This window comes from Bradyrhizobium sp. TM102, assembly GCF_009176685.1.
Taxonomy (GTDB): domain Bacteria; phylum Pseudomonadota; class Alphaproteobacteria; order Rhizobiales; family Xanthobacteraceae; genus Bradyrhizobium; species Bradyrhizobium ottawaense.
This window is the reverse complement of sequence record NZ_AP021855.1, coordinates 7,282,501-7,307,935: the sequence shown is the minus strand read 5'-3', so window position 1 is coordinate 7,307,935 and position 25,435 is coordinate 7,282,501. Positions and strand designations below refer to the sequence as shown.

At 64.7% G+C, this 25,435-nt stretch carries 20 protein-coding genes, 1 rRNA gene and 1 riboswitch; of the genes, 11 read left to right on the top strand and 10 right to left on the bottom strand.

Annotation, left to right across the window (positions count from 1 at the left end; genetic code table 11):
* Positions 1-119 precede the first annotated feature (119 nt).
* The 4 genes from ftsE to GDN70_RS34535 all read left to right on the top strand — a co-directional run bounded on the left by ftsE (position 120) and on the right by GDN70_RS34535 (position 3,370).
* Positions 120-779 (top strand): cell division ATP-binding protein FtsE, encoded by a 660-nt coding sequence (ftsE, locus tag GDN70_RS34550; protein ID WP_152103638.1) that lies wholly within the window; start codon positions 120-122, stop codon positions 777-779.
* Entirely contained in the window at positions 772-1,740 is a 969-nt protein-coding gene (locus tag GDN70_RS34545; protein WP_028139935.1) for an ABC transporter permease, read from the top strand. The genes ftsE and GDN70_RS34545 overlap by 8 nt, the downstream gene beginning before the upstream one ends.
* 103 nt (positions 1,741-1,843) lie before the next feature.
* Complete coding sequence (locus GDN70_RS34540) at positions 1,844-2,548, top strand: YdcF family protein (protein WP_028139936.1); 705 nt, start codon at positions 1,844-1,846, stop codon at positions 2,546-2,548.
* Between the two features lie 48 nt (positions 2,549-2,596).
* Positions 2,597-3,370 (top strand): 1-acyl-sn-glycerol-3-phosphate acyltransferase, encoded by a 774-nt coding sequence (locus GDN70_RS34535; protein WP_038948516.1) that lies wholly within the window; start codon positions 2,597-2,599, stop codon positions 3,368-3,370.
* Here the strand turns inward: GDN70_RS34535 and GDN70_RS34530 are convergent.
* A complete protein-coding gene (locus GDN70_RS34530; protein ID WP_028139938.1) occupies positions 3,367-3,975 on the bottom strand; it encodes a gamma-glutamylcyclotransferase in 609 nt (202 codons plus the stop codon). The two genes, GDN70_RS34535 and GDN70_RS34530, sit on opposite strands and share 4 nt — an antisense overlap.
* A 110-nt stretch (positions 3,976-4,085) precedes the next feature.
* Between GDN70_RS34530 and GDN70_RS34525 the strand changes: the two genes are divergently transcribed.
* Positions 4,086-5,270 carry a DUF2125 domain-containing protein gene (locus GDN70_RS34525; RefSeq protein WP_028139939.1) on the top strand — a complete coding sequence of 395 codons (1,185 nt, stop codon included), beginning with the start codon at positions 4,086-4,088 and terminating at the stop codon, positions 5,268-5,270.
* Positions 5,271-5,284: 14 nt separating this feature from the next.
* Here GDN70_RS34525 and GDN70_RS34520 read toward each other — a convergent pair whose 3' ends face one another.
* Positions 5,285-5,953 (bottom strand): NAD(P)-dependent oxidoreductase, encoded by a 669-nt coding sequence (locus GDN70_RS34520; RefSeq protein WP_038948514.1) that lies wholly within the window; start codon positions 5,951-5,953, stop codon positions 5,285-5,287.
* A 122-nt stretch (positions 5,954-6,075) separates the two neighbouring features.
* Positions 6,076-6,945, bottom strand: coding sequence for an SDR family oxidoreductase (locus GDN70_RS34515; RefSeq protein WP_028139941.1), 870 nt, complete (start codon positions 6,943-6,945; stop codon positions 6,076-6,078).
* A gap of 105 nt (positions 6,946-7,050) precedes the next feature.
* On the opposite strand from GDN70_RS34515, the gene GDN70_RS34510 reads away from it, so the two are divergent.
* Positions 7,051-7,941 (top strand): LysR family transcriptional regulator, encoded by an 891-nt coding sequence (locus GDN70_RS34510; protein WP_038971927.1) that lies wholly within the window; start codon positions 7,051-7,053, stop codon positions 7,939-7,941.
* 54 nt (positions 7,942-7,995) lie between these two features.
* Here the strand turns inward: GDN70_RS34510 and GDN70_RS34505 are convergent, their stop codons facing one another.
* From GDN70_RS34505 to GDN70_RS34495, 3 genes are read right to left on the bottom strand one after another with little or no spacing between them, the layout of a single operon-like run.
* Entirely contained in the window at positions 7,996-8,934 is a 939-nt protein-coding gene (locus GDN70_RS34505) for a prephenate/arogenate dehydrogenase family protein (protein ID WP_038948511.1), read from the bottom strand.
* Complete coding sequence (gene hisC / locus GDN70_RS34500) at positions 8,931-10,028, bottom strand: histidinol-phosphate transaminase (protein WP_038948510.1); 1,098 nt, start codon at positions 10,026-10,028, stop codon at positions 8,931-8,933. Before hisC ends, GDN70_RS34505 begins: the two co-directional genes overlap by 4 nt.
* A 36-nt stretch (positions 10,029-10,064) precedes the next feature.
* Positions 10,065-10,913, bottom strand: a complete 849-nt coding sequence (locus GDN70_RS34495) for a chorismate mutase (protein ID WP_028139945.1) — start codon at positions 10,911-10,913, stop codon at positions 10,065-10,067.
* Positions 10,914-11,069: 156 nt separating this feature from the next.
* A riboswitch (SAM riboswitch) is annotated at positions 11,070-11,149 on the top strand.
* A 91-nt stretch (positions 11,150-11,240) separates the two neighbouring features.
* Here GDN70_RS34495 and GDN70_RS34490 point away from each other — a divergent pair.
* A complete protein-coding gene (locus GDN70_RS34490) occupies positions 11,241-12,437 on the top strand; it encodes a homoserine O-acetyltransferase (protein WP_038971930.1) in 1,197 nt (398 codons plus the stop codon).
* A gap of 1 nt (position 12,438) precedes the next feature.
* Positions 12,439-13,101, top strand: a complete 663-nt coding sequence (gene metW / locus GDN70_RS34485; RefSeq protein WP_038948508.1) for a methionine biosynthesis protein MetW — start codon at positions 12,439-12,441, stop codon at positions 13,099-13,101.
* 115 nt (positions 13,102-13,216) lie between these two features.
* On the opposite strand, the gene GDN70_RS34480 is transcribed toward metW, so the two are convergent.
* Positions 13,217-14,080 (bottom strand): alpha/beta fold hydrolase, encoded by an 864-nt coding sequence (locus GDN70_RS34480; protein ID WP_038971928.1) that lies wholly within the window; start codon positions 14,078-14,080, stop codon positions 13,217-13,219.
* 217 nt (positions 14,081-14,297) lie between these two features.
* Here GDN70_RS34480 and GDN70_RS34475 point away from each other — a divergent pair, with 217 nt between their 5' ends.
* Entirely contained in the window at positions 14,298-14,972 is a 675-nt protein-coding gene (locus tag GDN70_RS34475; RefSeq protein WP_038971929.1) for a TIGR02594 family protein, read from the top strand.
* 127 nt (positions 14,973-15,099) lie between these two features.
* Here GDN70_RS34475 and GDN70_RS34470 read toward each other — a convergent pair whose 3' ends face one another.
* Complete coding sequence (locus GDN70_RS34470) at positions 15,100-15,888, bottom strand: MOSC domain-containing protein (protein WP_038948505.1); 789 nt, start codon at positions 15,886-15,888, stop codon at positions 15,100-15,102.
* Positions 15,889-16,127: 239 nt separating this feature from the next.
* Here GDN70_RS34470 and clpB point away from each other — a divergent pair, with 239 nt between their 5' ends.
* The gene (gene clpB, locus GDN70_RS34465) at positions 16,128-18,767 is read left to right on the top strand and encodes an ATP-dependent chaperone ClpB (protein WP_038948504.1); all 2,640 of its coding nucleotides are present in this window, start codon (positions 16,128-16,130) and stop codon (positions 18,765-18,767) included.
* Positions 18,768-18,912: 145 nt separating this feature from the next.
* Here the strand turns inward: clpB and GDN70_RS34460 are convergent, their stop codons facing one another.
* Together GDN70_RS34460 and GDN70_RS34455 are read right to left on the bottom strand one after the other, a co-directional pair.
* Positions 18,913-20,532, bottom strand: coding sequence for an SMP-30/gluconolactonase/LRE family protein (locus tag GDN70_RS34460; protein WP_038971933.1), 1,620 nt, complete (start codon positions 20,530-20,532; stop codon positions 18,913-18,915).
* Between the two features lie 154 nt (positions 20,533-20,686).
* Positions 20,687-22,750: a M23 family metallopeptidase gene (locus tag GDN70_RS34455; RefSeq protein WP_038948503.1), complete on the bottom strand. Its 2,064-nt coding sequence runs from the start codon at positions 22,748-22,750 to the stop codon at positions 20,687-20,689.
* A 1,141-nt stretch (positions 22,751-23,891) separates the two neighbouring features.
* On the opposite strand from GDN70_RS34455, the gene GDN70_RS34450 reads away from it, so the two are divergent.
* Positions 23,892-25,380 (top strand): 16S ribosomal RNA (locus tag GDN70_RS34450).
* Positions 25,381-25,435 lie beyond the last annotated feature (55 nt).

The window sequence follows — 25,435 nt, the reverse complement described above, 5'->3', positions numbered from 1 at the left end:
GATGTATGCTACAGCGCGACCGTTAACGAACCGGAAACCATAACGGCGGCAAAACCCGTTGGTCGCGTATGGCGGAGCGCAGCAGTGCGACCCGCGTCCCCTCTCGAACGGAGCTGAGCTTGGTTCGGTTCGAAAATGTCGGATTGCGTTACGGTCTGGGGCCGGAGATCCTGCGCGACCTCAGCTTCCAGATCCCGGCGCATTCGTTCCAGTTTCTTACCGGCCCCTCCGGTGCCGGCAAGACCTCGCTGCTGCGCCTGTTGTTCCTGTCGCACCGGCCGACGCGGGGACTCGTCAATCTGTTCGGCCACGACATCTCGCGTCTCGGCAAGGACGAGATCGCCGATTTGCGCAAGCGCATCGGCATCGTGCTGCAGGATTTCCGCCTGCTCGATCACATGACGACCTATGAGAACGTGGCGCTGCCGTTCCGCGTCATGGGCCGCAGCGAGGCGAGCTATCGCAAGGAGGTGATCGACCTGCTGCGCTGGGTCGGGCTCGGCGACCGCATGGACGCGCTGCCGCCGATCCTGTCGGGCGGCGAGAAGCAGCGCGCGGCGATCGCGCGCGCCGTCATCTCGCGGCCGCAACTGCTGCTCGCGGACGAGCCGACCGGCAGCGTCGATCCGACGCTCGGACGCCGCCTGCTGCGGCTCTTCATCGAGCTCAACAAATCGGGCACCGCCGTCATCATCGCGACCCACGACATCGGCCTGATGGACCAGTACGAGGCCCGGCGGCTGGTGCTGCACCAGGGACGGTTGCACGTCTATGAGTAGGACCGACGAGCGCGGCGTGTTGGTCGACCTCGGACAGGAGCGTCCGCAGCTTCCGGCCAACGCGCGCAACATGTCGCCGATCGTGCCGCGGGCCTCGATCCAGGGCCGCGCGCTGGTCGCCGTCGTCGCCATCATGACCTTCCTGGCGTCGATGACCACGGGCACGGTGCTATTGGTGAGCGCATCCGCCGCGGAATGGCAGTCGGACGTCGCCAGCGAAATCACCATCCAGGTTCGCCCGCAGGCCGGCCGCGATCTCGAACGCGACACCGCGGCGGTGACGGAGGCGATGCGTGCGCAAGCCGGCGTCGTCGAGGTCAAGCCGTTCACCCGGGAGGAGAGCGGCAAGCTGCTCGAGCCCTGGCTCGGCACCGGGCTGTCGATGGACGACCTGCCGGTGCCGCGCATGATCATCGCGCGCGTGCAACCCGGCACGCTGCTCGATCTCGGCGTCTTGCGCGCGCGCGTGACCCAGGTCGCGCCAAGTGCCAGCGTCGACGATCACCGCGCCTGGATCGAGCGGATGCGCTCGATGACCAACGCCACCGTGCTCGCCGGCCTCGGCATCCTCGCGCTGGTCATCATCGCCACCATCATCTCGGTCTCGTTCGCGACCCGTGGCGCCATGGCGGCGAACCGTCCGATCGTCGAGGTGCTGCATTTCGTCGGCGCCGGCGACCGCTACATCGCCAATCACTTCCTGCGTCATTTCCTGAGGCTGGGCCTCGAGGGCGGCGTGATCGGCGGCGGCGCCGCCATGCTGGTGTTCGGCTTCTCCGAGTCGATCGCCGGCTGGTTTTCCGGTACCCCCGTCGGCGACCAGTTCGCGGCTCTGCTCGGCACCTTCTCGCTGCGGCCATCCGGCTACATCGTGCTCGCGGCCCAGGCCGTGCTGATCGGCGCCATCACCGCGGTGGCCTCGCGCCAGACCCTGTTTGCGACGTTGAACGATGTGGATTGAGTTCTTTCTTCCGTTCTCCCGCAGGAGAGGGCGAAGAAACCGGGACTCCACTTCGCCTCAAAACCTTTTAAAATCACCTCAGGGAAGGGATCACCGACATCATATGACCTCGCCGACCGACGATCGATCGCCGAACCTGCCGCGCGGCTGGCTGCGCGCGGCATTGGTGTCGACGATTGCGCTCGCCTTCGTCGGCGCGGCGGCGGGCTTCATCGCGTTCCTGTCGCAATTGCGCGGCGCCGAGATCGCCCCAAGCCGCAAGGCAGACGGCATCGTGGTCCTGACCGGCGGCTCCTCGCGGGTGTCGGACGCGATGGAGCTGCTCGCTGCCGGCTACGGCAGGCGGCTCCTGATCTCCGGCGTGCACCCGACGTCGACGGCGAGCGACATCTCCCGGACGTTGCCGGAGAACCAGTCCTTCATGACCTGTTGTGTCGATCTCGACCGCACCGCGCTCTCGACCCGCGGCAATGCGGCGGAGGCGCGGCGCTGGGCCGACGGCCGGCGGTTCAAGTCGCTGATCGTGGTCACCTCGAACTATCACATGCCGCGCGCGCTGGTGGAATTCTCGCATGCGATGCCGCAGACGACGTTGATCCCATTCGCGGTGGTCGGCGACAAATGGCGCGAGGAGCCGTGGTGGACCTCGGCGTCCACCTTGCGGCTGCTGCTGTCGGAATATGTCAAGTACGTCGCGGCCGAGCTCAGGGTGCGGCTGGAGGATTTCGGGATTGACCTTTCGCCCGAGATGTCGGAGCAGCCTGCAGGTCATCAGCCCAAGCGGCCCGCCACCGCCCAAGCCAATTAACAAGCCAAATTGATCGGCAAATTAATCGGCAAAATAATCGGATCGTCGATGTTCCTGATTTTCCTGCGCTCGCTCGTGTTCAACGTGCTGTTCTACGCCGTGCTGGTCTGCCTCGCGATCATGGCGCTGCCGACCTTCGCATTGCCGCCGCGCGCCATGCTGACGGTTGCGGAATGGTGGGCCAAGGCGACGCTGGTCCTGATGCGCGTGGTCTGCAACATCAAGGTCGAATTCCGCGGCGTCGAGAAGATACCGCAGGGGCCGCTGGTGATCGTGGCAAAGCACCAGTCGTTCTGGGAGACGTTCGTGCTGCCCGGATTCTTCAATCGTCCGATCTTCATCCTCAAGCGTCAGCTCATGCAGATTCCGGTGTTCGGCCAGTTCCTGGTCAAGACCGGGATGATCGCGATCGACCGCAAGGCCGGCGTGAAGGCGCTCTTGGACATGACGCGGCGGGCGCGCGAGGCGGTGCGCTCGGGCCGGCAGCTCGTGATCTTTCCGGAAGGCACGCGCCGCGCGCCGGGCGCGCCGCCCGACTACAAGACCGGCTTCGCGCAGATCTATTCGTCCTGCGGCGTGCCGTGCCTGCCGATCGCGCTCAACTCCGGCCTGTTCTGGCCCCGCCGCACCTTCATGCGCTATCCCGGCACGCTCGTGGTGGAATTCCTCGATCCGTTGCCGTCAGGCCTGCCGAAGGATGAGTTTCTCTCCCGTGTGCAAACGGCCATCGAAGAGGCAACCAGCCGCCTCGTCGAAGCCGGCCGCAAGGAGCAGGAGCAATTGATCGGCGCCTCGCCGAGTTACGCCCCGTCGGAGAGCTAGCGGCTCTCTCGATCATCGGGAGCCGGCGGGTGCAGGGAATGCGCATCGCCATGCAGCATGGTCGCGAGCTGATGCAGCTGGGCGTCGCGAAAGCCTTCGGCCTCGATCGCCTTCACCGTCGCGGTGACATAGTCGCGATTGGCGCCGGACTGGCCGTGGCCCTGGACGACATGGCGGTGCTGCTCGGCGAGCGAGAGGCGGCCGGCATATTGCACATGGCCGCGGTCGACGACATAGGCGAGCGCGGAGACGCGCTGGCGCGCATCGTTCTCCAGCCACACCGAGCGCATCACCTCGCGATAGACCGAGGTGACCTGCTCGCGCGCCCGCAAATACGCGACGACCTCGGTGCGGTTCTTTTCAGCGACACGGAAGGCGATGCCGCGGCAGGCGCCGCCGCGGTCGAGCCCGAGCACCAGGCCCGGCTTCTCCGGCGTGCCGCGATGGACGAAGGAATAGACGCAGAGCGCCCGGTGCTCGCCGACCAGCCGCGCCGGGACGCGCTCCTCGAAGTCGAAGCCCGGTCGCCACATCAGCGAACCGTAGCCGAACACCCAGAGGTCGCCCGTGGCTGTCGTGACGGAGGGGAGGGTGATTTCGGACATTTCGGGCACGGCTACCAGAACCGCGCCCCCAAGCGAAGTGAATTCTCCGCCTTTCGTCGGGGGCTGGCCTCGCTTACATTTGCCAAAATCTGGGGCCAAAGGGTCGCCGCATGTCCAATATGACCGTTGCCGCAGGCCGCCGTTCCCGTTGGGGCCTTTTCATCGCCCCCCTCCTCGTCCTGATCCTCGCCGTCGCCTGGAGCTGCTTCTGGTTCTATGCGGCCTCGCAGGCCGAAGTGGCCGCAGATGCCTGGCGGGCGCAGGAGGCCAAGTCCGGCCGCATCTATGATTGCGCCAAGCGCTCGATCGCCGGATTCCCGTTCCGCTTCGAGGTCCAGTGCTCCGGCGCCAGCGTCGCCCTGGTCTCGCAGAACGCGAGCAAGACGCCGTTCACGGCCAAGCTCGACAACATCCTGGTCGTTGCGCAGGTGTACGATCCCAAGCTCGTCATCGCCGAATTCTCCGCGCCCGCGACGCTGACCGACGGTGTCACGCAAAACACCTTCGTGGTGAACTGGAGCAAGGGCCGCAGCAGCGTGGTCGGCCTGCCGGCGGTGCCGGACCGCGCCTCGATCGTGTTCGACGATCCCAACATCAATCGTCTCGACGGCAGCATGCAGGTGCCGCTCGCGCGTGCCAAGCAGGTCGAACTGCACGGGCGCCTCGCGGACGGATCGCCAGCCGATCATCCCGTGATCGAGACCGTGCTCCATGTCGCGCAGGGCAGCATCCAGGGCGTTCATCCCTTGCTCGCCGAGCCGTTCGAGGCGGACACGCGCGCCAAGATCACGGGCCTCTCCGACCTGACGCCAAAGCCCTGGCCGCAGCGCTTCCGCGAGATCCAGGCCGCCGGCGGTCATATCGAGATCGTGCAGTCGCGGATCCAGCAGGGCGAGATGATCGCGGTTGCGGCCGGCACGCTTGGCCTCTCCGCCAATGGCCGGCTCGACGGCGAACTGCAGATGACCGTCACGGGCCTCGAGCGCGTGATCCCGGCGCTCGGCATCGAGAAGATGCTCGAGGAGGGCGTGCCGCAGGCAACGCTCGATCGCGTCGCGCCCGGCGTGAAATCGCAGGACCTCAACAATCTGTTCGGCGCGCTCGACCGAGCCGTGCCCGGCCTCGGCAAGGTGATCAAGCAGAACGCCAATGCCGGCGTCGCCGCCGGCATCAACTCGATCGGCACCGAGAGCACGCTGGAAGGCAAGAAGGCGAGAAGCTTCCCGCTGAAATTCGTCGACGGCGCCGTGCTGCTCGGCCCGGTCAAGGTCGGCCAGATCCCGCCGCTGTATTAGAGCGTGGGCTGAGTTCACCACGTGATCAACGGCGCACGATGCAGCCAGGCATCGGCGCGCAGTTGATCCAGGACGAAGGTCGCAACGTCCTGTCGCGATATGCTTCCTCCACGGAAGTCGGAGAGGTCCGTCAGGGCTCGGACCGAGCCGCGGCCGGGCTTGTCGTTCAGGACTGAGGGCCGAACGAGAACCCAGTCGAGCCCGCTGTTTCTGACGATGGCCTCCTGGCGGTTTTTGTCGGCGTACACCTTGCGCAAGAGCAGCGGGAAAATCAGATTGTCGAAAACAAACCCGCCATGGCCGGCGCTATCACCTGCGCCAATTCCGGTGATGCAGACGAGGCGCGAGACTTGTTGCGCCTTCATCGTATTCACAAGCATGCGTGTCGCCGCCGAGAGCAGCGTCACCTCGCGGAACGGGCTCGCCGGTGTGCCGAGTGCGCTGACAACGGCATCACGGCCCTTGAGTGCCTGACGCAAGGCGATCTCGTCGCGGGCATCGCCGATGATGAGATTGGCACCCTTCAGATCACGCGCTTTCTCGCCAGAACGCACGAGCGCCGCGACGTCGTACCCTCGCGCCACCGCCTGGTTGACGATCAGGCGGCCGGTGGCGCCGGTCGCGCCAAGGATCAGTATCTTCGGTGGGACAGTCCGGATGTTATCGGTTTCGGAGTCTTGCATGGTCGTGACCTCGGAATGCGGGACGTCTCCGTGGAGGCCGCCCCCTGGTTCATGTTCGTTGTGACGATCAGAGCTTGCCTTCCGCGAGCAGCTCGCGGGCCCTTGGGCTGATGCCGCTGCCGTCAGGCCGAAGCCGTGATCTCAGAGACGAAGTCGCGATAGGAGCGCAGCGGACGGCCGAGGAGAGTGTTCAAACGCTCGACGTCGCCGGCATTGGGGATCATTCCGTCGGTGAGGAAGCGCTCGCTCATCAGCCGCATGTCGAAGGCCATCCAGCTCGGCATGAACTGCCTGAGGTTCTTTTCGAAGCCGGCAGGATCGTCACCCGGATATGCGATCGTGCGACCCAGCACCTCCGACCAGATGGCGGCAGCCTTCGCGCCGGTCAGTGTGTCCGGACCGACGAGATTGATCCGGTCGGGCGGAAGTGATGCGCCGGACTTGTCGCGGCGGACGAGCTCGATGGCCGCGATTTCACCGATGTCGCGGGCGTCGATCATCGCCAGTCCTTTGCCGCCGATCGGCATGGGGTAGACGCCGTATCCGCTCACCACGTCCTTGATCGTGAGATCGTTGTTCATGAAGTAGGCGGGGCGCAGGATGGTGGCGTTGAAGCCCATCTGCTCGATCATCCGCTCGACGCCGAACTTGCCCGCGAAGTGCGGCACGTTCACGTACAGATCGCTGTGGATCACCGACAGATAGACGAGCCGCTCGACGCCAGCTTCTCGCGCAATGTTGAGGGCGATCAGCGCCTGGGTGAATTCGTCCGCTACCACGGCGTTGAGCAGGAACAGGGTGGAGACGCCTGAGAACGCACTGCGCAGCGAGTCAACGTCCAGGAGGTCGCCCTGCACGACGTTCACGCCCGGCGGCAGGTTGGCCTTTGCAGGATCGCGGACGAGGGCGCGAACATCGGCGCCGCGCTTGACGAGCTGTTCAACGACTTGGCGGCCGACATTGCCGGTGGCGCCGGTCACGAGGATGGTCATGGGTTCACTCTCCGGGGTGGGTTGCTGGACACCCCCGCAAATTAGTGACCCACGTGCGGGCCGATAGACGCTATATTTGTACAGACCGTCTCATTGGTGGAACATATGGATCTGCTCGCACTCGCCGATTTCAACCTTGTCGCCCGTCACGGCGGGTTCGGACGGGCCGCCCGGGCTGCCGGCCGCCCGAAGGCGACGCTCTCGCGCCGGGTCTCCGAGCTGGAGGGCAGCCTTGGCTTGCGCCTCTTCGAGCGCGGAAGCCGCACGCTGAAGCTCACCGAGGAAGGGCGGGCGCTCTATGAGCGGACGGGAACATTGCTCGCCGAACTCGACGAGACGGCGGCGGCGATCGCTTCAGGCGGTGCCAAGCCGCGAGGCAGCTTGCGGATCAGCGCGCCTCTGCTTTTCTCGCAAACTGCGATGGGAAAGCTGGCCGCTGCGTTCGCTCTGAAATATCCGGAGGTGCGGCTCGAGGTCACGACGGAAGACCGCGCCGTCGACATGATCGAGGAAGGCTATGACCTCGTGATCCGCGTCAATCCCGACCCCGACGAAACCCTTGTCGGACGAATCCTGATGCGCGATCGGCTGGTCGTGGTCGCGAGCCCCGACCTCAGTCGCCCTGCGTACGATCTTGCCGTTCCGACCGTGGTGCGTGGTGCGAGCGATCTGACATCGGCGTGGGAGGTGAAGTCTTCGATCGGAAACTCACGGATCTCGACCGATCCGGTGCTTCGCCTGTCCTCGATCGTTATGGTTCGCGATGCGGTCCGCGCAGGCGTGGGCGCCGCTCGCCTTCCTGTGTCGCTTGTGAGTCACGACCTGGCGGCCGGCAAGCTCGTCCACTGGGGTGATGTCGACGGACCGGAGATCGTCCTCTGGGCGCTGTACCCTTCGCGCCGGCTGCTCAGCGCTCGCGTATCCGCGTTCCTCGACTTTCTCAAGGAAGCCTTTCCCTCGGGGACGCCGGGTGAGCTCGCGGCCTTCATCGACTAGGTCAAGGGAGCAGATCGAGATCGCTCCCGCGCTGGCGCCATCCGAGCTACGAACTCACGGCTTGTTGCCGAGCTGCCCGTGCTGCCGGCCGAAATCCGCGGCCGCCGAATCCTGGCCGATCTCGACGATGCCGCGGCGGATGGCGCGGGTGCGGGTGAAATGGTCGAACAGGGCTTCGCCGTCGCCGCGGCGGATCGCGCGGGTCAGTTTTGCGAGGTCCTCGGTGAAGGTGCCGAGCATCTCCAGCACGGCCTCCTTGTTGGCGAGGAAGACGTCGCGCCACATCGTCGGGTCGGACGCCGCGATGCGGGTGAAATCGCGGAAACCGCCGGCGGAGAATTTGATCACCTCGGACTCCGTCACCTGCGCCAGCTCGTCGGCGGTGCCAACGATGGTGTAGGCGATCAGATGCGGCAGATGGCTGGTGATCGCGAGCACGAGATCGTGATGGTCCGGCGTCATCACCTCGACCTTGGCGCCCATCGCCGCCCAGAAGGCGCGCAGGCGATCAGTCGCGGCCGCGTCGACGCCTTCCGGCGGGGTGAGGATGCACCAGCGATTGATGAAGAGCTCGGCGAAACCTGAATCCGGCCCCGAATGCTCGGTGCCTGCCACGGGGTGCGCCGGCACGAAATGAACGGTCTTCGGCAGATGCGGCGCCATGTCCCTGACGATGGCGCCCTTGACCGAGCCGACGTCGGAGACAACGGCGCCGGGCTTCAGATGCGCGGCGATCTCCTGCGCGACCTCGCCGCAGGCGCCGACGGGAATGCAGAGGATGACGAGATCGGCATCCTTCACTGCTTCCGCATTGGTCGCCACGACCTGATCGACGATCCCGAGCTCCATCACCCGCGCGCGGGTCTTCTCCGAGCGCGCGGTGGTGACGATTTCGCCCGCCAGGCTCTGGAGCTTCGCAGCGCGCGCGATCGAGCCGCCGATCAGGCCGAAGCCGATCAGCGCGACGCGCTGGAAGTGCGGTGCGCTGCTCATTTGCCGGCCATGAAGTCGCGCAAGCCGTCGACCACGAGGCGGTTGGCCTCCTCGGTGCCGATGGTCATGCGCAGCGAATGCGGCAGGCCGTAATTCTTCAAGCCGCGCAGCACGAGGCCCCGCTTGGTCAGGAAGGCGTCGGCGTCATCCGCGGTCTTGCCCTTGTCGGTCGGGAAGTGGATCAGCACGAAATTGGCGACGCTCGGCGTCACCTTCAGCCCAAGCTTGCCGATCTCCTCGGTCAGCCAGTTGCGCCAGGTCTCGGTGAATTGCTTCGACATCGCCTGGTGCGCAGTGTCCTCGATCGCGGCGACCGCGGCATACATTGCTGGCGTCGACACGTTGAACGGGCCGCGGATGCGGTTGACCGCGTCGATGATGTGCTCGGGGCCGAACATCCAGCCGATGCGCAGTGCCGCGAGGCCGTGGATCTTGGAGAAGGTGTGCGTCACCACCGTATTCTCGGTGGTAGCGACCAGCTCGATCCCCATCTCGTAGTCGTTGCGCGAGACGTAGTCGCAATAGGCGGCATCGAGCACCAGCAGCACGTGCGACGGCAGGCCGGCGCGCAGGCGCTTGACCTCGTCGAACGGCACATAGGTGCCGGTTGGATTGTTGGGGTTGGCGAGCCAGACCAGCTTGGTCTTCGGCGTCACCGCCTTGAGGATGGCGTCGACGTCGCAGGTGAGGTTGGTCTCCTGCGCGACGACGTTCTTGGCGCCCACCGCCATGGTCGCGATCGGGTAGACCAGGAAGCCGTGCGTGGTGGAGATCGCCTCGTCACCCTGGCTGAGATAGGTGTGGGCGAGCAGATTGAGGATCTCGTCCGAGCCGGCGCCGCAGATGATGCGGTTCGGGTCGAGCCCGAAGGAGCGGCCGATCGCCTCGCGCAGCACGCGCGAGGTTCCTTCCGGATAGTCTTCCAGGTGATCCGCCACGTGCTTGAACGCCTCGATCGCCTTGGGCGAGGGCCCGAACGGCGTCTCGTTGGCCGACAGCTTGAACACCTTGCGGCCCGGCTCGGCGACCGGGCTCTTGCCGGGCGTGTAGGGCGCAATATCGAGAATGCCGGGATTCGGCACGGGGCGGGACATCTTGAACTCCGAAAATGGCGGGGCGCGGCGCGTGGTTTACGATTTGGCCCCGGTCGGGGGCACCGTATAGCGCGTTGCGTGGCTGCCGACGAGGGCTGTAGAGCGCACCGAGGCCCCCGCCTCGATCAGGGCAGCCCTGATTTTGTCGATGCTGGTCGCGCTCGTGACCGAGACCAGCAGCGCCGCGCCGTCGAAGGCGGTATCAGGCACCGCCACGATCTCGGCGAGCGGCGACAGGGCGCGCGCGACCTCGGCGTTCCACCCGGACACGCGGACGCTGAAGGTCTCGACCTCCGTCACCAGGGCGCTGTCGGCGACGCGCGAGATCGCGAACACCGGCAGTGCGGCCGGATGATCGGCACGCTCGACGAAGGGCATCCGCGCGATGATTTTTGGCGCGCCTTCCGTTTCGAGCAAGAGCCACCAGGGTGTGCGGCTGGACGTTGCCGAGACCAGCGCCAGATCGCCCTTGGATTTCGCCACCGCCTCGACCGCGGCCTGCGCGCTGAAATGCGCGACGTAAGGCACGGTGAAGCCAAAATGGAAGCGCGCGGAATCGCGCATCGCCGGCTCACTCGCCGAGATGTCGGCATGCACGGAGAACGGCGCCTGCACGTAAGTGAACGTCGAGATGATGACGCGCCAGATGCTCTCGACCGTGTCGAGCGGCAGGATGCCGCGATGGCGCTGCACGATCTCGCGCATCATGGCGGCCTCGCGCGCCGGGCGGAACGCCGAGCCGACCTCCTGGGTCTGCTTCACCTGGATCAGGCGGTCGATGATGTCGCCGCGCTGCATCAGCAGGCGATGCATGCCCTCGTCGATCGCGTCGATCTCCTTGCGCAGTTCCTGAAGCGATGGTGGCGCGGGCGGACGTTGGGACATGTCTGGCTGTCGATGGTTTCGATGGGGGATGTCCTGATTAGGCAGTCAGGGCAGCGAAAGCAAAGAGAAATCACGTCCTTTTCGGACGACGCGTGAGAGACGAATTGGGCCGATCCGGGCCGCGACTTGACGAAAACCGCCCAAGACGGTAGCTTTTGCCCGTTCCGTGGTCATTTGAGCCGGCCGGCTTGCAGCCACGTTAAAAAACTCGCTAAACAGGCCGGGGACGCTTCCGATCCCGGCCGAACCTATCGTTCAGGCCGGGTTTTTCATGGCCTGATGCAAGTGGCGATCACGCGTTTGATCGCAAACGAGGTCGATGGTCAGATGGGTGGCGTCAAGTCGATACCGAGTCCTGCGATCAGCGCCGACGAGCGGTCGCACGAGGTGGATCATCCAAGCTCGCAGATCGCGCATTTCGGCGCCGAGCAGCCGCTGCGGCTCGATTGCGGCGTCGATCTCACCCCGTTCCAGATCGCCTACCAGACCTATGGCGAGCTCAACGCCGATCGCTCCAACGCGGTGCTGATCTGCCATGCGCTGACCGGCGACCAGCATGTCGCCAACGTGCATCCCGTCACCGGCAAGCCCGGCTGGTGGGAGACGCTGGTCGGCCCCGGCCGACCCATAGATCCCAAGCACTACTTCATCATCTGCTCCAACGTGATCGGCGGCTGCATGGGCTCGACCGGGCCGGCCTCGTTCAATCCTTCCACCGGCAAGGTCTGGGGCCTCGATTTCCCCGTCATCACCATCCCCGACATGGTGCGTGCGCAGGCGATGCTGGTCGACCGGCTCGGCATCGACACGCTGTTCGCGGTCGTCGGCGGCTCGATGGGCGGCATGCAGGTGCTGCAATGGACCGCGGCCTATCCGGGCCGCGTGTTCTCCGCGCTGGCGATCGCCTGCGCGACGCGGCACTCGGCGCAGAACATCGCCTTTCACGAGCTCGGCCGCCAGGCCGTGATGGCCGATCCCGACTGGCACGGCGGCGGCTATGCCGATCATGGCATCCATCCGCATCGCGGGCTCGCGGTGGCGCGGATGGCGGCGCACATCACCTATCTCTCGGACGCGGCGCTGCATCGCAAGTTCGGACGGCGCATGCAGGACCGCGAGCTGCCGACCTTCTCGTTCGACGCCGACTTCCAGGTCGAGTCCTATCTGCGCTATCAGGGCTCTTCCTTCGTCGAGCGCTTCGACGCCAATTCCTATCTCTATCTGACGCGTGCGATGGACTATTTCGACATCGCCGCCGACCATGGCGGCGTGCTCGCGAAGGCGTTCGCGGGAATTGCGACCCGCTTCTGCGTGGTCTCCTTCACCAGCGACTGGCTGTTTCCGACCTCGGAATCGCGCGCGCTGGTGCACGCGCTGAATGCGTCGAGCGCACGGGTGTCGTTCGCCGAGATCGAGACCGATCGCGGCCACGACGCCTTCCTGCTCGACGTGCCCGAATTCTTCGACATCTCCCGCGCCTTCCTGCAATCGGCGGGCAAGGCGCGTGGACTGAAGGATGGCTAGCATGTCTGTGCAGGAAGTATTGCCGCTGGGCGGCCTTGCGACCGGATCGTCCGGCCAGTTTCGCGCCGATCATCTGCTGGTCGCCGACATGGTCAAGCCGGGCTCGAAAGTGCTCGACGTCGGCTGCGGCGAGGGCGATTTGCTTCAGCTGCTGGAGACCCGCGGCATCGACGGCCGCGGCATCGAGCTGTCGCGCGAGGGCGTCAATCGCTGCGTCGCCAAGGGCCTTGCGGTGGTGCAGGGCGATGCCGACACCGACCTCGTCAATTATCCCGACGACGCCTTCGACTACGTGATCCTGTCGCAGACGCTGCAGGCGACCCGGCAGCCGCGCGTGGTGCTGGAGAATCTGCTGCGCATCGGCCGCCGCGCCATCGTCTCGTTCCCGAATTTCGGTTTCTGGAAGATGCGGCTCCAGCTCCTGGTCGGCGGCCACATGCCGCGCACCGAGAATTTGCCGGCGACCTGGTACGACACCGCCAACATCCATTTCTGCACCATCAAGGATTTCGTGCAGCTCTGCGACGAGATCAACGTCAAGATGGAGCGCTCGGTCGCGCTCGATCTCTACGGCCGCCCGGTGCCGCTGAATCTGCCCTGGTGGGTGTGGAACATGTTCGGGGAGCAGGCAGTGTTCCTGCTCAGCCGGGGCGGGGGGAAGTGACGCCGTAGGCGTCATTCCGGGGCGCGCGTAGCGCGAGCCCGGAATCCATCGTGCAACAACGCCCGCAGCCCGATGGATTCCGGGTCTGCGCCTTCGGCGCATCCCGGAATGACAGCTAGTGTGGAGCCAGCGACCTCAGGTCGCGCGCCGGCCATCGTCCCGCTTCCACCAGCGTCACGAACCGCTCCACGCTTTCGTTGAACAGCGCGGGCTCTTCGAGATTGAGCACGTGGCCGGACTTCGGAAACATCGCCAGCCCCGCCGTGGGCAGATGCTGCTTCAGGAACAGGCTCGGCCCGACGCACGGATCGTCCTCGTCGCCGCAGATGATCAGCGCCGGCGTCGATGCGCGCTTGATTGCGTCCGTCATCGTGTAGATCGAGGGGCGGCCGCCCTGGAAGCCGCGCATCGTGCGCGCCGATCCCTTGGAATCGTGGCGCGCCAGCGCGGCATAGAAATCGGCATGGCCGCGCGGGTCCTTCACCAGGAAGGGAATCCGGCTCGGCGCCTCGCGCGTGACCTTTGCGACCTCGGCGGAGCCCAGCGTCTCGAATTGCTCGGCATTGGCGCGGCACTGCTTGCGCCAGGCCTCCATGTTCTCGATCTCCGAGCCGGAGCCGACGCCGGCCAGCGTCATCGACAGCGCGCGCTGCGGCGCGTTCAATCCGATCTGAAGCGACGAGTAGGCGCCCATCGACAGGCCGACCAGATGGGCCCGCTCGATCCTGAGATGATCGAGCACTGCGAGCGCATCGGTGTAGAAATGCGTGTAGCTGTAGACCTCGCCCTCAGGCACGTCCGACGGCGTGTAGCCGCGCGCCGAATAGGTGATGCAGCGGTGGCCGCGCGAGAAGTAGCGCATCTGCGGCTCCCAATTGGTGTAGTCGGCCGCGAACTCGTGCAGAAAAATGATTGGCGTTCCCTGACCCGCTTCTTCGAAATAGATGCGGACGTCGTCCCTGGTCGTGGCGTGGGGCATTAACCGTTTCCCTCTCTTAAAGCCGCCTTTGCAGGATTGCAGTTAATGCTGTTGTCGGCAATGCGGCAGCCTCAAGCCAGTATCGGCGCAAAATCATCGCAGCTATTCGCAGGCAGCCCGCGTCTTTTTCTCGCCACATCGGACGGCTTAACGGCCAGACCGATGTCGGCCGTTGCACGGGCCGATTGGGAAGTGGGGTGTCAACGAAGGATGAAGAATGTTTGAGTTGTTTGCGTCTCGCCTGTCGCGTTGTGTTGTCGCGCTGGCGATTTTGTTCGCGGCGGTTGCCGCATTGGTTTCTCCGGCCTCAGCGCGGCCGCATCATCGTCATAGCGCAGAGCGGCACGCTTACGTGCACCACGCCAGGCATCATCATTACCGCCACCATGCCCGCAGCTCGCGCTTCGAGCGCAGCGCGGCGCAATTGCAGGCGGGCGGATTCGCCGACACCCAGGCGAGCTATGATCCGAACGCCAACAGCGGCGGCATGGCCCATACCGCCATGGCTAACACCGCAATGGCCAATAGCGGCGGCTTCGGCGGCGGATCGAGCCTGGTATCCGAGGCGCGCCGCTATGTCGGCGGCAACCCGACCGGGCGCGGCAGCCTGTGGTGCGCGCGTTTCATGAACATGGTGCTGGAGCACACCGGCCATAAGGGTTCGGGCTCCGACATGGCGAGCTCGTTCGCGCGTTACGGCACCCGTGTCTCCGGTCCGCAGGTCGGCGCCATCGCGGTGATGTCGCGCGGCCGCCGCGGCGGTCATGTCGGCATCATCACCGGCATCGACGCGCAGGGCAATCCGATCATGATCTCCGGCAACAACGGCAACCGCGTCCGCGAAGCGCCGGTCTCGCGCGGCCGGATCTATGCCTATGTCATGCCGAACTAACGGTGCCATAGCGACGGTGCCGTAGGGTGGGCAAAGCGCAAGCGTGCCCACCACTTCCGTCCGCTCGATAAAGATGGTGGGCACGGCGCAAGAGCGCCTTTGCCCACCCTACGGCAGCGGAGTTCGCTCACACCAGCTTCGGCTCTTCCGCCGCAACCGCATCGCCGACGCCGATGTCGCCACCTTCGATCACCTCGGCATAGATGCCGCAGTCCATGTGGCCGAGGTTGCGCGAGAGCGTCGGCGGAATCTCGAGATCGCGCTTGGCCGTCAACGGGTCGACATTGGTGGCCGGGCAGCGGACGATGCGCTTGACCACTTTCAGGCGCGCCGCGCCGATCGCCAGCGTCTGGCCGACGAGATCGAGCTCCGACCAGGCCGGCCAACCCTTCACATAGAGATTGGCGCGGAAGCGCAGCGGATGCACGGCAGCGCCGCCCAGCATGGTCTCGATGGCGCGGACGCTGCCGAGATTGATGATGGAGACCACCTTGCGGGCGACGTCGGAGAAGCTGTGGTCGCGGCCTGACAGGACTTTTGGCGGCCCCTTCAGCTCCGGCTGAAAATTCTCCGCGAAGTAGCGCTCGATGGCGGCGCGCCCGGCCGCGGTCTCGAGATCGCCGCTGGCGACGGTCTGGCCGTCCCTGCGGATGGTCAAGACATTGGTAGCGTCGTCGAACCGGCTGTCGAGCTCGGCAAGCCGCTCATTGCGTGCGAGCATCAGAAACTGGATTTTCGGCCTCCACTCGGGCCGTTCGGGATCAAAGCCGCTCGGACCGTTCTCGATGGCGTAGCGGCGGTCGGCGGGCAGGGTCTGGCCCGTCCGCAAGGGGGCGCGGTGCAGGAGCTCCGGTGTCAGGCCCTTGATCGGGTAGCGGTAAAGGCCGGTGATCTCGGCGGTCTGGCTAGCTGTCATGCCGCTACTTAAGGGATTCGAGCCGGCCCCGCCAAGCCGGCGGATCAGCGCACGAAATTGTGAACTGGCCTCTTTCGCATCTGCAGCCTGCTTCCCACATCTGCCTCAGGCCGGCGGCGACGTCGGCAAAACACGACCGTTACCGGTTGAGAAACGTCAATGCGGTAATCGGAAACCCAGTGAAGATGCCGTTTGGAGTGCCTTAGAGGGCTCCAGGGGCAGGCCGAGGGACAGAAAAGATGAATATCGACAAATACACCGAACGCTCCAGGGGCTTCGTCCAGTCAGCGCAGTCGCTCGCGGTGCGCGAGGGACACCAGCAGTTTTCCACCCTGCACGTGCTCAAGGTCCTCCTGGACGACAATGAGGGGCTGGCTGCCGGTCTGATCGACCGCGCCGGCGGCAATTCCCGTGCAATTCTGAAGGCGACCGAGGATGCCCTCGGCAAGGTGCCGAAGGTCAGTGGCGGTGGCGCCGGGCAGATCTATCTGGCGCCCGAGCTCGCCCGTACTTTTGATGCCGCCGAAAAGGCCGGCGAGAAGGCCGGCGACAGCTTCGTCACCGTCGAGCGGCTGCTGCTCGGCCTGACGCTGGAGAAGACCAGCGAGGCCGGCACCATCCTCGCCAAGGGCGGCGTCACCCCGCAAAACCTCAATGCGGCGATCGAGGCCCTGCGCAAGGGCCGCACCGCAGACTCGGCCACCGCCGAGAACGCGTACGACGCGCTGAAGAAATATGCCCGCGACCTGACCCAGGCCGCGCGCGACGGCAAGCTCGATCCGGTCATCGGCCGCGACGAGGAGATCCGCCGCACCATCCAGGTGCTGTCGCGCCGGACCAAGAACAATCCCGTCCTGATCGGCGAGCCCGGCGTCGGCAAGACCGCCATCGCCGAAGGCCTCGCGCTGCGCATCGTCAACGGCGACGTGCCGGAGAGCCTGAAGGACAAGAAGCTGCTCTCGCTCGACCTCGGCGCGCTGATCGCGGGTGCAAAATACCGCGGTGAGTTCGAGGAGCGGCTGAAGGCCGTGCTCCAGGAAGTGACCGGGAGCGAGGGCACTTTCATCCTGTTCATCGACGAGATGCACACGCTGATCGGCGCCGGCAAGGGCGACGGCGCGATGGACGCCTCCAACCTGCTCAAGCCCGCGCTTGCCCGCGGCGAGCTGCACTGCATCGGCGCGACCACGCTCGACGAATACCAGAAGCATGTCGAAAAGGACGCCGCGCTGGCGCGGCGCTTCCAGCCGATCTTTGTCAGCGAGCCCTCGGTCGAGGACACCATCTCGATCCTGCGCGGCCTCAAGGACAAGTACGAGCAGCACCATGGCGTGCGGATCACCGATTCCGCGCTTGTTGCCGCGACGACGCTGTCCAACCGTTACATCACCGACCGCTTCCTGCCCGACAAGGCGATCGACCTGATGGACGAGGCCGCGGCCCGGCTGAAGATGCAGGTCGATTCCAAGCCGGAAGAGCTGGATTCGCTCGACCGCGAGATCATCCGGCTCAAGATCGAGCAGGAAGCTCTCAAGAAGGAAAGTGATCCCGGCTCCAAATCCCGTCTCGAGGCGCTCCAGAAGGAGCTGGCCGAGCTCGAGGAGAAGTCCGCGGCGCTGACGGCACGCTGGAGCGCGGAGAAGAACAAGCTCTCCAACGCCCAGAAGCTGAAATCGGAGCTGGACGCCCTGCGCGTCGATCTCGCCGACGCCCAGCGTCGCGGCGAATTCCAGAAGGCCGGCGAGCTGGCCTATGGCCGGATCCCGCAGCTCGAGAAGCAGCTTGCGGATATCGAGGCGCGCGAAGGCTCCGGCGAGATGATGGAGGAGGCGGTCACCGCCAACCACATCGCCCAGGTGGTCTCGCGCTGGACCGGCGTGCCCGTCGACAAGATGCTGGAGGGCGAGAAGGAAAAGCTCCTGAAGATGGAGGAGCAGCTCGGCACCCGCGTCGTCGGCCAGGCCGAGGCCGTGCGTGCGGTCGCAACTGCCGTGCGCCGCTCGCGCGCGGGCCTGCAGGACCCGAACCGCCCCACGGGCTCGTTCATGTTCTTAGGGCCCACCGGCGTCGGCAAGACCGAGTTGACCAAGGCGCTCGCGGAGTATCTGTTCAACGACGAGACCGCGATGGTCCGCCTCGACATGTCCGAATACATGGAGAAGCACTCGGTCTCGCGGCTGATCGGCGCGCCTCCGGGCTATGTCGGCTATGACGAGGGCGGCGCGCTCACCGAAGCGGTGCGGCGCCGGCCCTATCAGGTGGTGCTGTTCGACGAGATCGAGAAGGCGCATCCCGACGTCTTCAACGTCCTGTTGCAGGTGCTCGACGACGGCCGCCTGACCGACGGCCAGGGCCGCACCGTCGACTTCCGCAACACGCTGATCATCATGACCTCGAACCTCGGTTCGGAATTCCTGGTGAATCAGCCGGAGGGCGAGGACACCTCGGCCGTGCGCGAGCAGGTGATGGGAATGGTGCGCGGGCATTTCCGCCCCGAATTCCTCAACCGCGTTGACGAGATCATCCTGTTCCACCGCTTGCAGCGGAGCGAGATGGGCCGGATCGTCGAGATCCAGTTCGCGCGGCTGCAGAAGCTGCTGACCGATCGCAAGATCGTGCTGACGCTCGACGCCGCTGGCCGCGACTGGCTCGCCGCCAAGGGCTGGGACCCCGCCTACGGCGCAAGGCCGCTCAAGCGCGTGATCCAGCGTCACGTCCAGGACCCGCTCGCCGAGATGATCCTGGCCGGCGACGTCAGGGACGGCGACAGTGTCGCGATCTCCTCCGAAGGCAACGTGCTGACCTTCAACGGCAAGGCACCGCAGACCGCCGAGATCACCCAGTTCGAGGCGCCAGTGGCGAAGCGGAAGCTGAACTGAACGCGGGCGATCAAAGCCTGAAACGACAAGCCGCCCCGGAGAGGTCAGCCTCTCCGGGGCGTTTTGTTTTGGGGGGCGCTGGCAAAAGCGTGGTCCGAAAAGGTGCGCAGCATCCCGCTTTAGCTAACGCGGTGGGGATCAGACGCTATTTCTTCACCACCTTGTAGATGGCGTTCTCGATGTCGGACGAGAAATAGATCACGCTTGAAGCTCCGATGCCGACGCCCGTCGGAATGTTGGTCGGCAATCCGCCGGGAGCGCCCGCGAGGCCGATCGGGAGATTGGCGGCGATCTCGGTGATCTTGCCGCTTTCCGGCGCGATCTCGATCAGCCGTTTGGCGCCGACTTCCGCCACGATGAGCTTGCCGTCGTTCCCGCGCGCGATGCCTTCGGGCATTTTCAGCTCCTTGGCGACCACGGTCTTTTCGCCGTTGCTGTCGATCCGGGACACGGTGCCTGCAAAGGCTTCGGTGACGTAGACTTCGTCGGACTTGCCTCGGACGAGCCCGACCGGGCCCTCGAGGTCGCCGATCAGCGTGGTGCGATCCTTGCCGTGCTCGCCGCTCACCTTGACCAGCGACTTGGTGCCGAGCTCGGCTACCAAAATGCTGCCGTCGGCGAGCGTGATCGCATCGTGCGGCGCCTTGAAGCCGTGCAGCATGTCGCGCGTCGCGCCGGTCTTGGCGTCGATCACCTGCACCGTGCCGGTGAACCAGCTCGACAGCACCACGTCGTTGCCTTTCGCCGTCGCGCTCATCGGATATTCCAGCGTGGTGCCTGCGGCGTGCATGCGCGCCTTTTCGGTGACCTCGCCGGTTGCGCCGTCCACCGTGCGATAGGCGAACACGTCGGCAAGGTGGATCGTATCCTTGCCGTTCTCCGAGGTGACGCCGATGCCACCGGGCAAAGCGAGCTTGCCGATGATGATCTGCTTGGCCTGGCCGGTCGCGGGATCGACCTCCTGGATGCCGTTGTCGGCCATGTTGGAGACGTAGATGCGGTCCTTGTCGTCGATCGCGAGATTGTCCAGCGACGGCTTCAGTTGCGCGACCAGGGTCTTGGCGCCCGACTTGGGATCGACCCGGACGAGTTGACCGAGCGCGGTGTCGACCACGAAGAGATTGCCCTTGGAATCGAAGTTCACCGCGGCCGGGACCTTGAAGCCGTCGGCGACGACGGTCAGCTCGGCCTTGTCGACATCGACTTTCGCGACCTGGCCCTTGAACCAGAGCGGACCGTAGAGCTTGTCGTCGGGACCGAACTCGAAGCCGTTGAGGCCGCCCATCTTCTCCATGATCTGGCGCGGCGGCTTCACGCCCTCGACGTCGATCTCATAGAGCGTGTCGCCGAGGAAAACGGTGGTGGCATAGAGCCTGCCGTCCTTGCGGAAGGCGAGCGAGTTGATGCCGGGAAGGCCGCTCGCGAGCTTCTTGATCGGGCCGTCGCCCTTGCGCGCATAGAGATCGCCGGTGAGAAATCCGGTCCAGGCCATGGTGCCGTCGGGCGCAAACGCGATGTCGTCGGCCATTCCGATCGGCGAGGGGATTGCAACCTTGGCGGTACCGCCTGATACGTCCACCTCGTAGAGAGCGGCGCCGGCGACGCTGCCGGCGAACAGATGGCCGGCCTTGTCGATGCCGAGCCCATGCACGCCATGGAATGCCGAGCCCTGGACCAGCTTGGTGACCTCCCAAGTCTCGGCCGATACGCTCGTGGTGGCGAAAAGGGCAGCGACGACCGCTGCGCAGGCGAGCCTGTTCTTCATGGCGAGACCTCCCGTTTTTTGGAAAGTATTCGCCCCTGGTGCCGCTTTGGCAAACGAAACTTGACGTTGAGACGCCGCCAAGCGGGGCCTCGCGCGAGAACGTCGAATTCGGATCGTGTTCTGGAGATGTCCGGCCGATGTCGGCCGGTTGCAATTAGCGGTTGCTGACCTGCAACGGGCCGCCGGTCGCATCCGACATGCGGGCGATGGCGCCGCCGCGGCCGCTCATCATGCCGTCGAGCCGGTCGCGCTCCTTCTCGAAGCCTGCGAGCATCGGGCCCTCGAGCGAACGGCCGCGCGGCAGCTTCACGCGCATCGGATCGACGAAGCGGCCGTTGACCAGGATCTCGTAGTGGACGTGCGGGCCGGTCGACAGGCCGGATGAGCCGACGAAGCCGATCACCTGGCCCTGCCGCACCTTCTTGCCGATCTCCATGCCTTTGGCGAAGGCGGACATGTGACCGTAGGCCGTCTCGTAGCCGTTGTTGTGCTTGATGCGGATATATTTGCCGTAGCCGCCTTCGGGGCCGGCCTTCTCGATCACGCCGTTACCGGAGGCGAAAATCGGCGTGCCGTAGGCCGTGGCCCAGTCGACGCCGGTGTGCATCTTCACATAGCCCAGGATCGGGTGGCGGCGGCCGCCGAAGCCGGAGCGCATGATGGCGTTGTTGACGGGCTTCCTGACCAGGAATTTCTTCGCGCTCTTGCCGGTCTCGTCATAGTAGTCGACGACGCCGTCGTCGGGGCTCTGGTAGCGGTAGTATTTCTTGGTCTCGCCGCCGACCGTGAGGGAGGCGAACAGCACGTCGTTCTTCTCCGTCGACGTCACGCCCTCGTCCTCGCCGGCGTAGAACACGTCGAAGGAATCGCCCGGCTGCACCTTGCGCTGGAAATCGACGTCGTAGGAGTAGATCTTGATCATGTCGTCGATGACGGGCATCGGCACTTTGTTGCGCATCGCGGTCTCGTAGATGCTCTGGTAGAGCCGCACGCCGGAGCCGTCGTCATCATCGTCGTCATCGCTGCTGGCGCTGGCCGCGGCATCGGCGACGGTGTTCATGCTGGAGACGTCGACCGCGACGTATTTGCCGAGATCGGACAGCGCAGCGATCGCCTCGACCATGGTCTCGTTGGCGACGACGACGCGGTAGGGCTGGAGGCGGGCACCGGGGCTCGCCGGCGCCATCAGGATGCGGAGCTTCTCGCCGTCCTTGAGGCCGCCGTCGCGGCCGCGAGGGCCGAGCGTTGCGGTGATCGCCTTGATCTCGTCGGCGTTCGCGCCGAGATCGCGCAGCACCGAGGCGACGCTGTCGCCCTTCTTGACCAGATGGACGCGTTCGCCGTTGGGATTGCCGCCGGTGATCTGCTCCTTGGTCTTGGGCAGCAGCGTGACGTTTTCCGGCACCACGCGCGTCTCGAAGCCGGCATAGGGATCGGACGGCGAGGCTTCCGCGGCGTAGGCGCTTCTGATGTCGGACGGGCCGGTCGCACCGGAGACGTCGGCTGCGGCATTGGCGAGCGAGGCGTAGCGCACCCCGCCATTGCCGCGCCAGTTGGCGGCATCGCGCACCCGCATCAGGATGTCGTCGAGCGCCACCACCGCGGAAATCTTGGCTTTCGGCAGCACCGGCGACAGGTCCTTGGTGACAAAGGACACTTCGGCGTCGGGCTCGACCGCTTCGGGATTGTTGGGATCGTCGGATGCGGTCTTCGGATCGGAGCCGACATCGGTGAGCAGGCGTTGGGCGTTGAACGGCGGGATCTTCGCCGACAGGTCGCTCGTCGTCATCGACAGATTGCCGGCGATCCGGACGAAGGGGCGCACCCGCATCACGTCGCGGTTGCCGACGCGGGCCACCGTGGAGACGCGCATGATGTTGCGGGACGCCGTGGATTCGCTCGGCGGCGGCAGGCGGTCGCTCTTGTGCAGCGTGGCGGCGCGATCGGCGGCGCCGAATGCACCGCGCAGCGCGCCCTCGACCCGCTCCGGCACCTTGGCGAAGGTCATCTCGCCGTCGAGCGATGCGAAAACGGCGCCGCCAATCAGGGCTGCGCCGCAGAGTCCGGTCAAGATTGTCCCGCTGAACCATTGCACCGAGACGCGGCGGCGGTCGATTACGGCGGCTTCAGAACCATCGACGGACAGCGGCGGCTCGTGGCCGAGATCGATGATCCCGGTCTCACGCCCGTAAGCGCCGCGTGATGTCCTGTGGTTCAACGCAAGTCCCCCAATCAACGACCCAAGATGCCCGCTTTCGAACCTTGTCCTGGTCGCCCTCTTGATGGGGGATCGCCGGAAAAGGCAAGCCGCGCAGGCGTCCGTGCTCAGAAGGCCCGCGATGGGGCCGGCCGAAATTACGAACAGCTGTACGGGTGAAGCTCTCTCGATGTCTCTCGAATGTCGGAGGAAGGCCGCGTCATCTGCAAGATCGCCTTCCTCTGACCCCATGAAAACCGCCGGCAGCCCCCACTGGCATCCCTGCGATTCAAGCTTGTCTCTTATCAGAACGCCGCGGGATTGTGGCTCAAGTACGGCGCCTGTCATCGAAAAAGTTTCCTGAACCGCCGGAGGGCGGGGGCCTCCCGAGAGGGGGCCGCCAGCTGCGTCCCACCGCGAAGGTACGGTAAGCCGCCCCTCAAGCTCTCCCCAAGTGCCCTTTGTCGATCCCGACCCGCGCGCCAATCCACTCGCCAAGCCGTTCCCCAGGTGGCTTGCCAGGTCGCTTGCCAGGTCGCTTCCCGGTCCCCTCCCACGACCCCTCCCAGGTCGGCTCCGGAGCCCCCTGGGGCCCAAACTTTTTTCAAGTTTTTTCACCGCCCCGATCGGATCGACGCATCCGCGATCCTTGTAACCATCTGGAAACGCGTTGTTTTTAGCGATAATCCACCGTGCGACGATTTGTTGACAATGGGCGTTGACAATCCCGAGTGCGGGGGCCTATAACCCGACCACTGAGCGCGGCGCCGCCGGGTCACTGACCAAGGCGAGCGAACGCGCCACTGATGCTCCTCACCTTGTTGAGTGACACAACAGTCGACGTAAGTCGATTGGAGTTCATCCATCGTCGGTAAGGGTGTCGGAACCCTTCCTCTCGGGAAGGTTGAGGCCTCCACGGTCTCGGGCTGTTTGACAAGTGAAGATGAAGAAAGAGAAACGTGGACGGCGGAGTCCTTGCGGGTCTCGCTCCTGAAAAGCTTCGGCTTTTCTGGTCGGGACCGGACGAAAGACTTCGGCGGTACACGTTTCAAAGGAAACACCATCGTTGCCAGCGATGTGAATCGCAGGCAGCACATCGACTTCGGTCGATAATGGTGGGACCTCGTCAAACGTTGTGATCAGCCGGTTCAAAGTTCAAGTCCAACTTGAGAGTTTGATCCTGGCTCAGAGCGAACGCTGGCGGCAGGCTTAACACATGCAAGTCGAGCGGGCGTAGCAATACGTCAGCGGCAGACGGGTGAGTAACGCGTGGGAACATACCTTTTGGTTCGGAACAACACAGGGAAACTTGTGCTAATACCGGATAAGCCCTTACGGGGAAAGATTTATCGCCGAAAGATTGGCCCGCGTCTGATTAGCTAGTTGGTGAGGTAATGGCTCACCAAGGCGACGATCAGTAGCTGGTCTGAGAGGATGATCAGCCACATTGGGACTGAGACACGGCCCAAACTCCTACGGGAGGCAGCAGTGGGGAATATTGGACAATGGGGGCAACCCTGATCCAGCCATGCCGCGTGAGTGATGAAGGCCCTAGGGTTGTAAAGCTCTTTTGTGCGGGAAGATAATGACGGTACCGCAAGAATAAGCCCCGGCTAACTTCGTGCCAGCAGCCGCGGTAATACGAAGGGGGCTAGCGTTGCTCGGAATCACTGGGCGTAAAGGGTGCGTAGGCGGGTCTTTAAGTCAGGGGTGAAATCCTGGAGCTCAACTCCAGAACTGCCTTTGATACTGAAGATCTTGAGTTCGGGAGAGGTGAGTGGAACTGCGAGTGTAGAGGTGAAATTCGTAGATATTCGCAAGAACACCAGTGGCGAAGGCGGCTCACTGGCCCGATACTGACGCTGAGGCACGAAAGCGTGGGGAGCAAACAGGATTAGATACCCTGGTAGTCCACGCCGTAAACGATGAATGCCAGCCGTTAGTGGGTTTACTCACTAGTGGCGCAGCTAACGCTTTAAGCATTCCGCCTGGGGAGTACGGTCGCAAGATTAAAACTCAAAGGAATTGACGGGGGCCCGCACAAGCGGTGGAGCATGTGGTTTAATTCGACGCAACGCGCAGAACCTTACCAGCCCTTGACATGTCCAGGACCGGTCGCAGAGATGTGACCTTCTCTTCGGAGCCTGGAACACAGGTGCTGCATGGCTGTCGTCAGCTCGTGTCGTGAGATGTTGGGTTAAGTCCCGCAACGAGCGCAACCCCCGTCCTTAGTTGCTACCATTTAGTTGAGCACTCTAAGGAGACTGCCGGTGATAAGCCGCGAGGAAGGTGGGGATGACGTCAAGTCCTCATGGCCCTTACGGGCTGGGCTACACACGTGCTACAATGGCGGTGACAATGGGATGCTAAGGGGCGACCCTTCGCAAATCTCAAAAAGCCGTCTCAGTTCGGATTGGGCTCTGCAACTCGAGCCCATGAAGTTGGAATCGCTAGTAATCGTGGATCAGCACGCCACGGTGAATACGTTCCCGGGCCTTGTACACACCGCCCGTCACACCATGGGAGTTGGTTTTACCTGAAGACGGTGCGCTAACCCGCAAGGGAGGCAGCCGGCCACGGTAGGGTCAGCGACTGGGGTGAAGTCGTAACAAGGTAGCCGTAGGGGAACCTGCGGCTGGATCACCTCCTTTCTAAGGATGATCCTTCAGCGAGCTTCGGCTCACTATCGGATCGTTTTAGAAACAT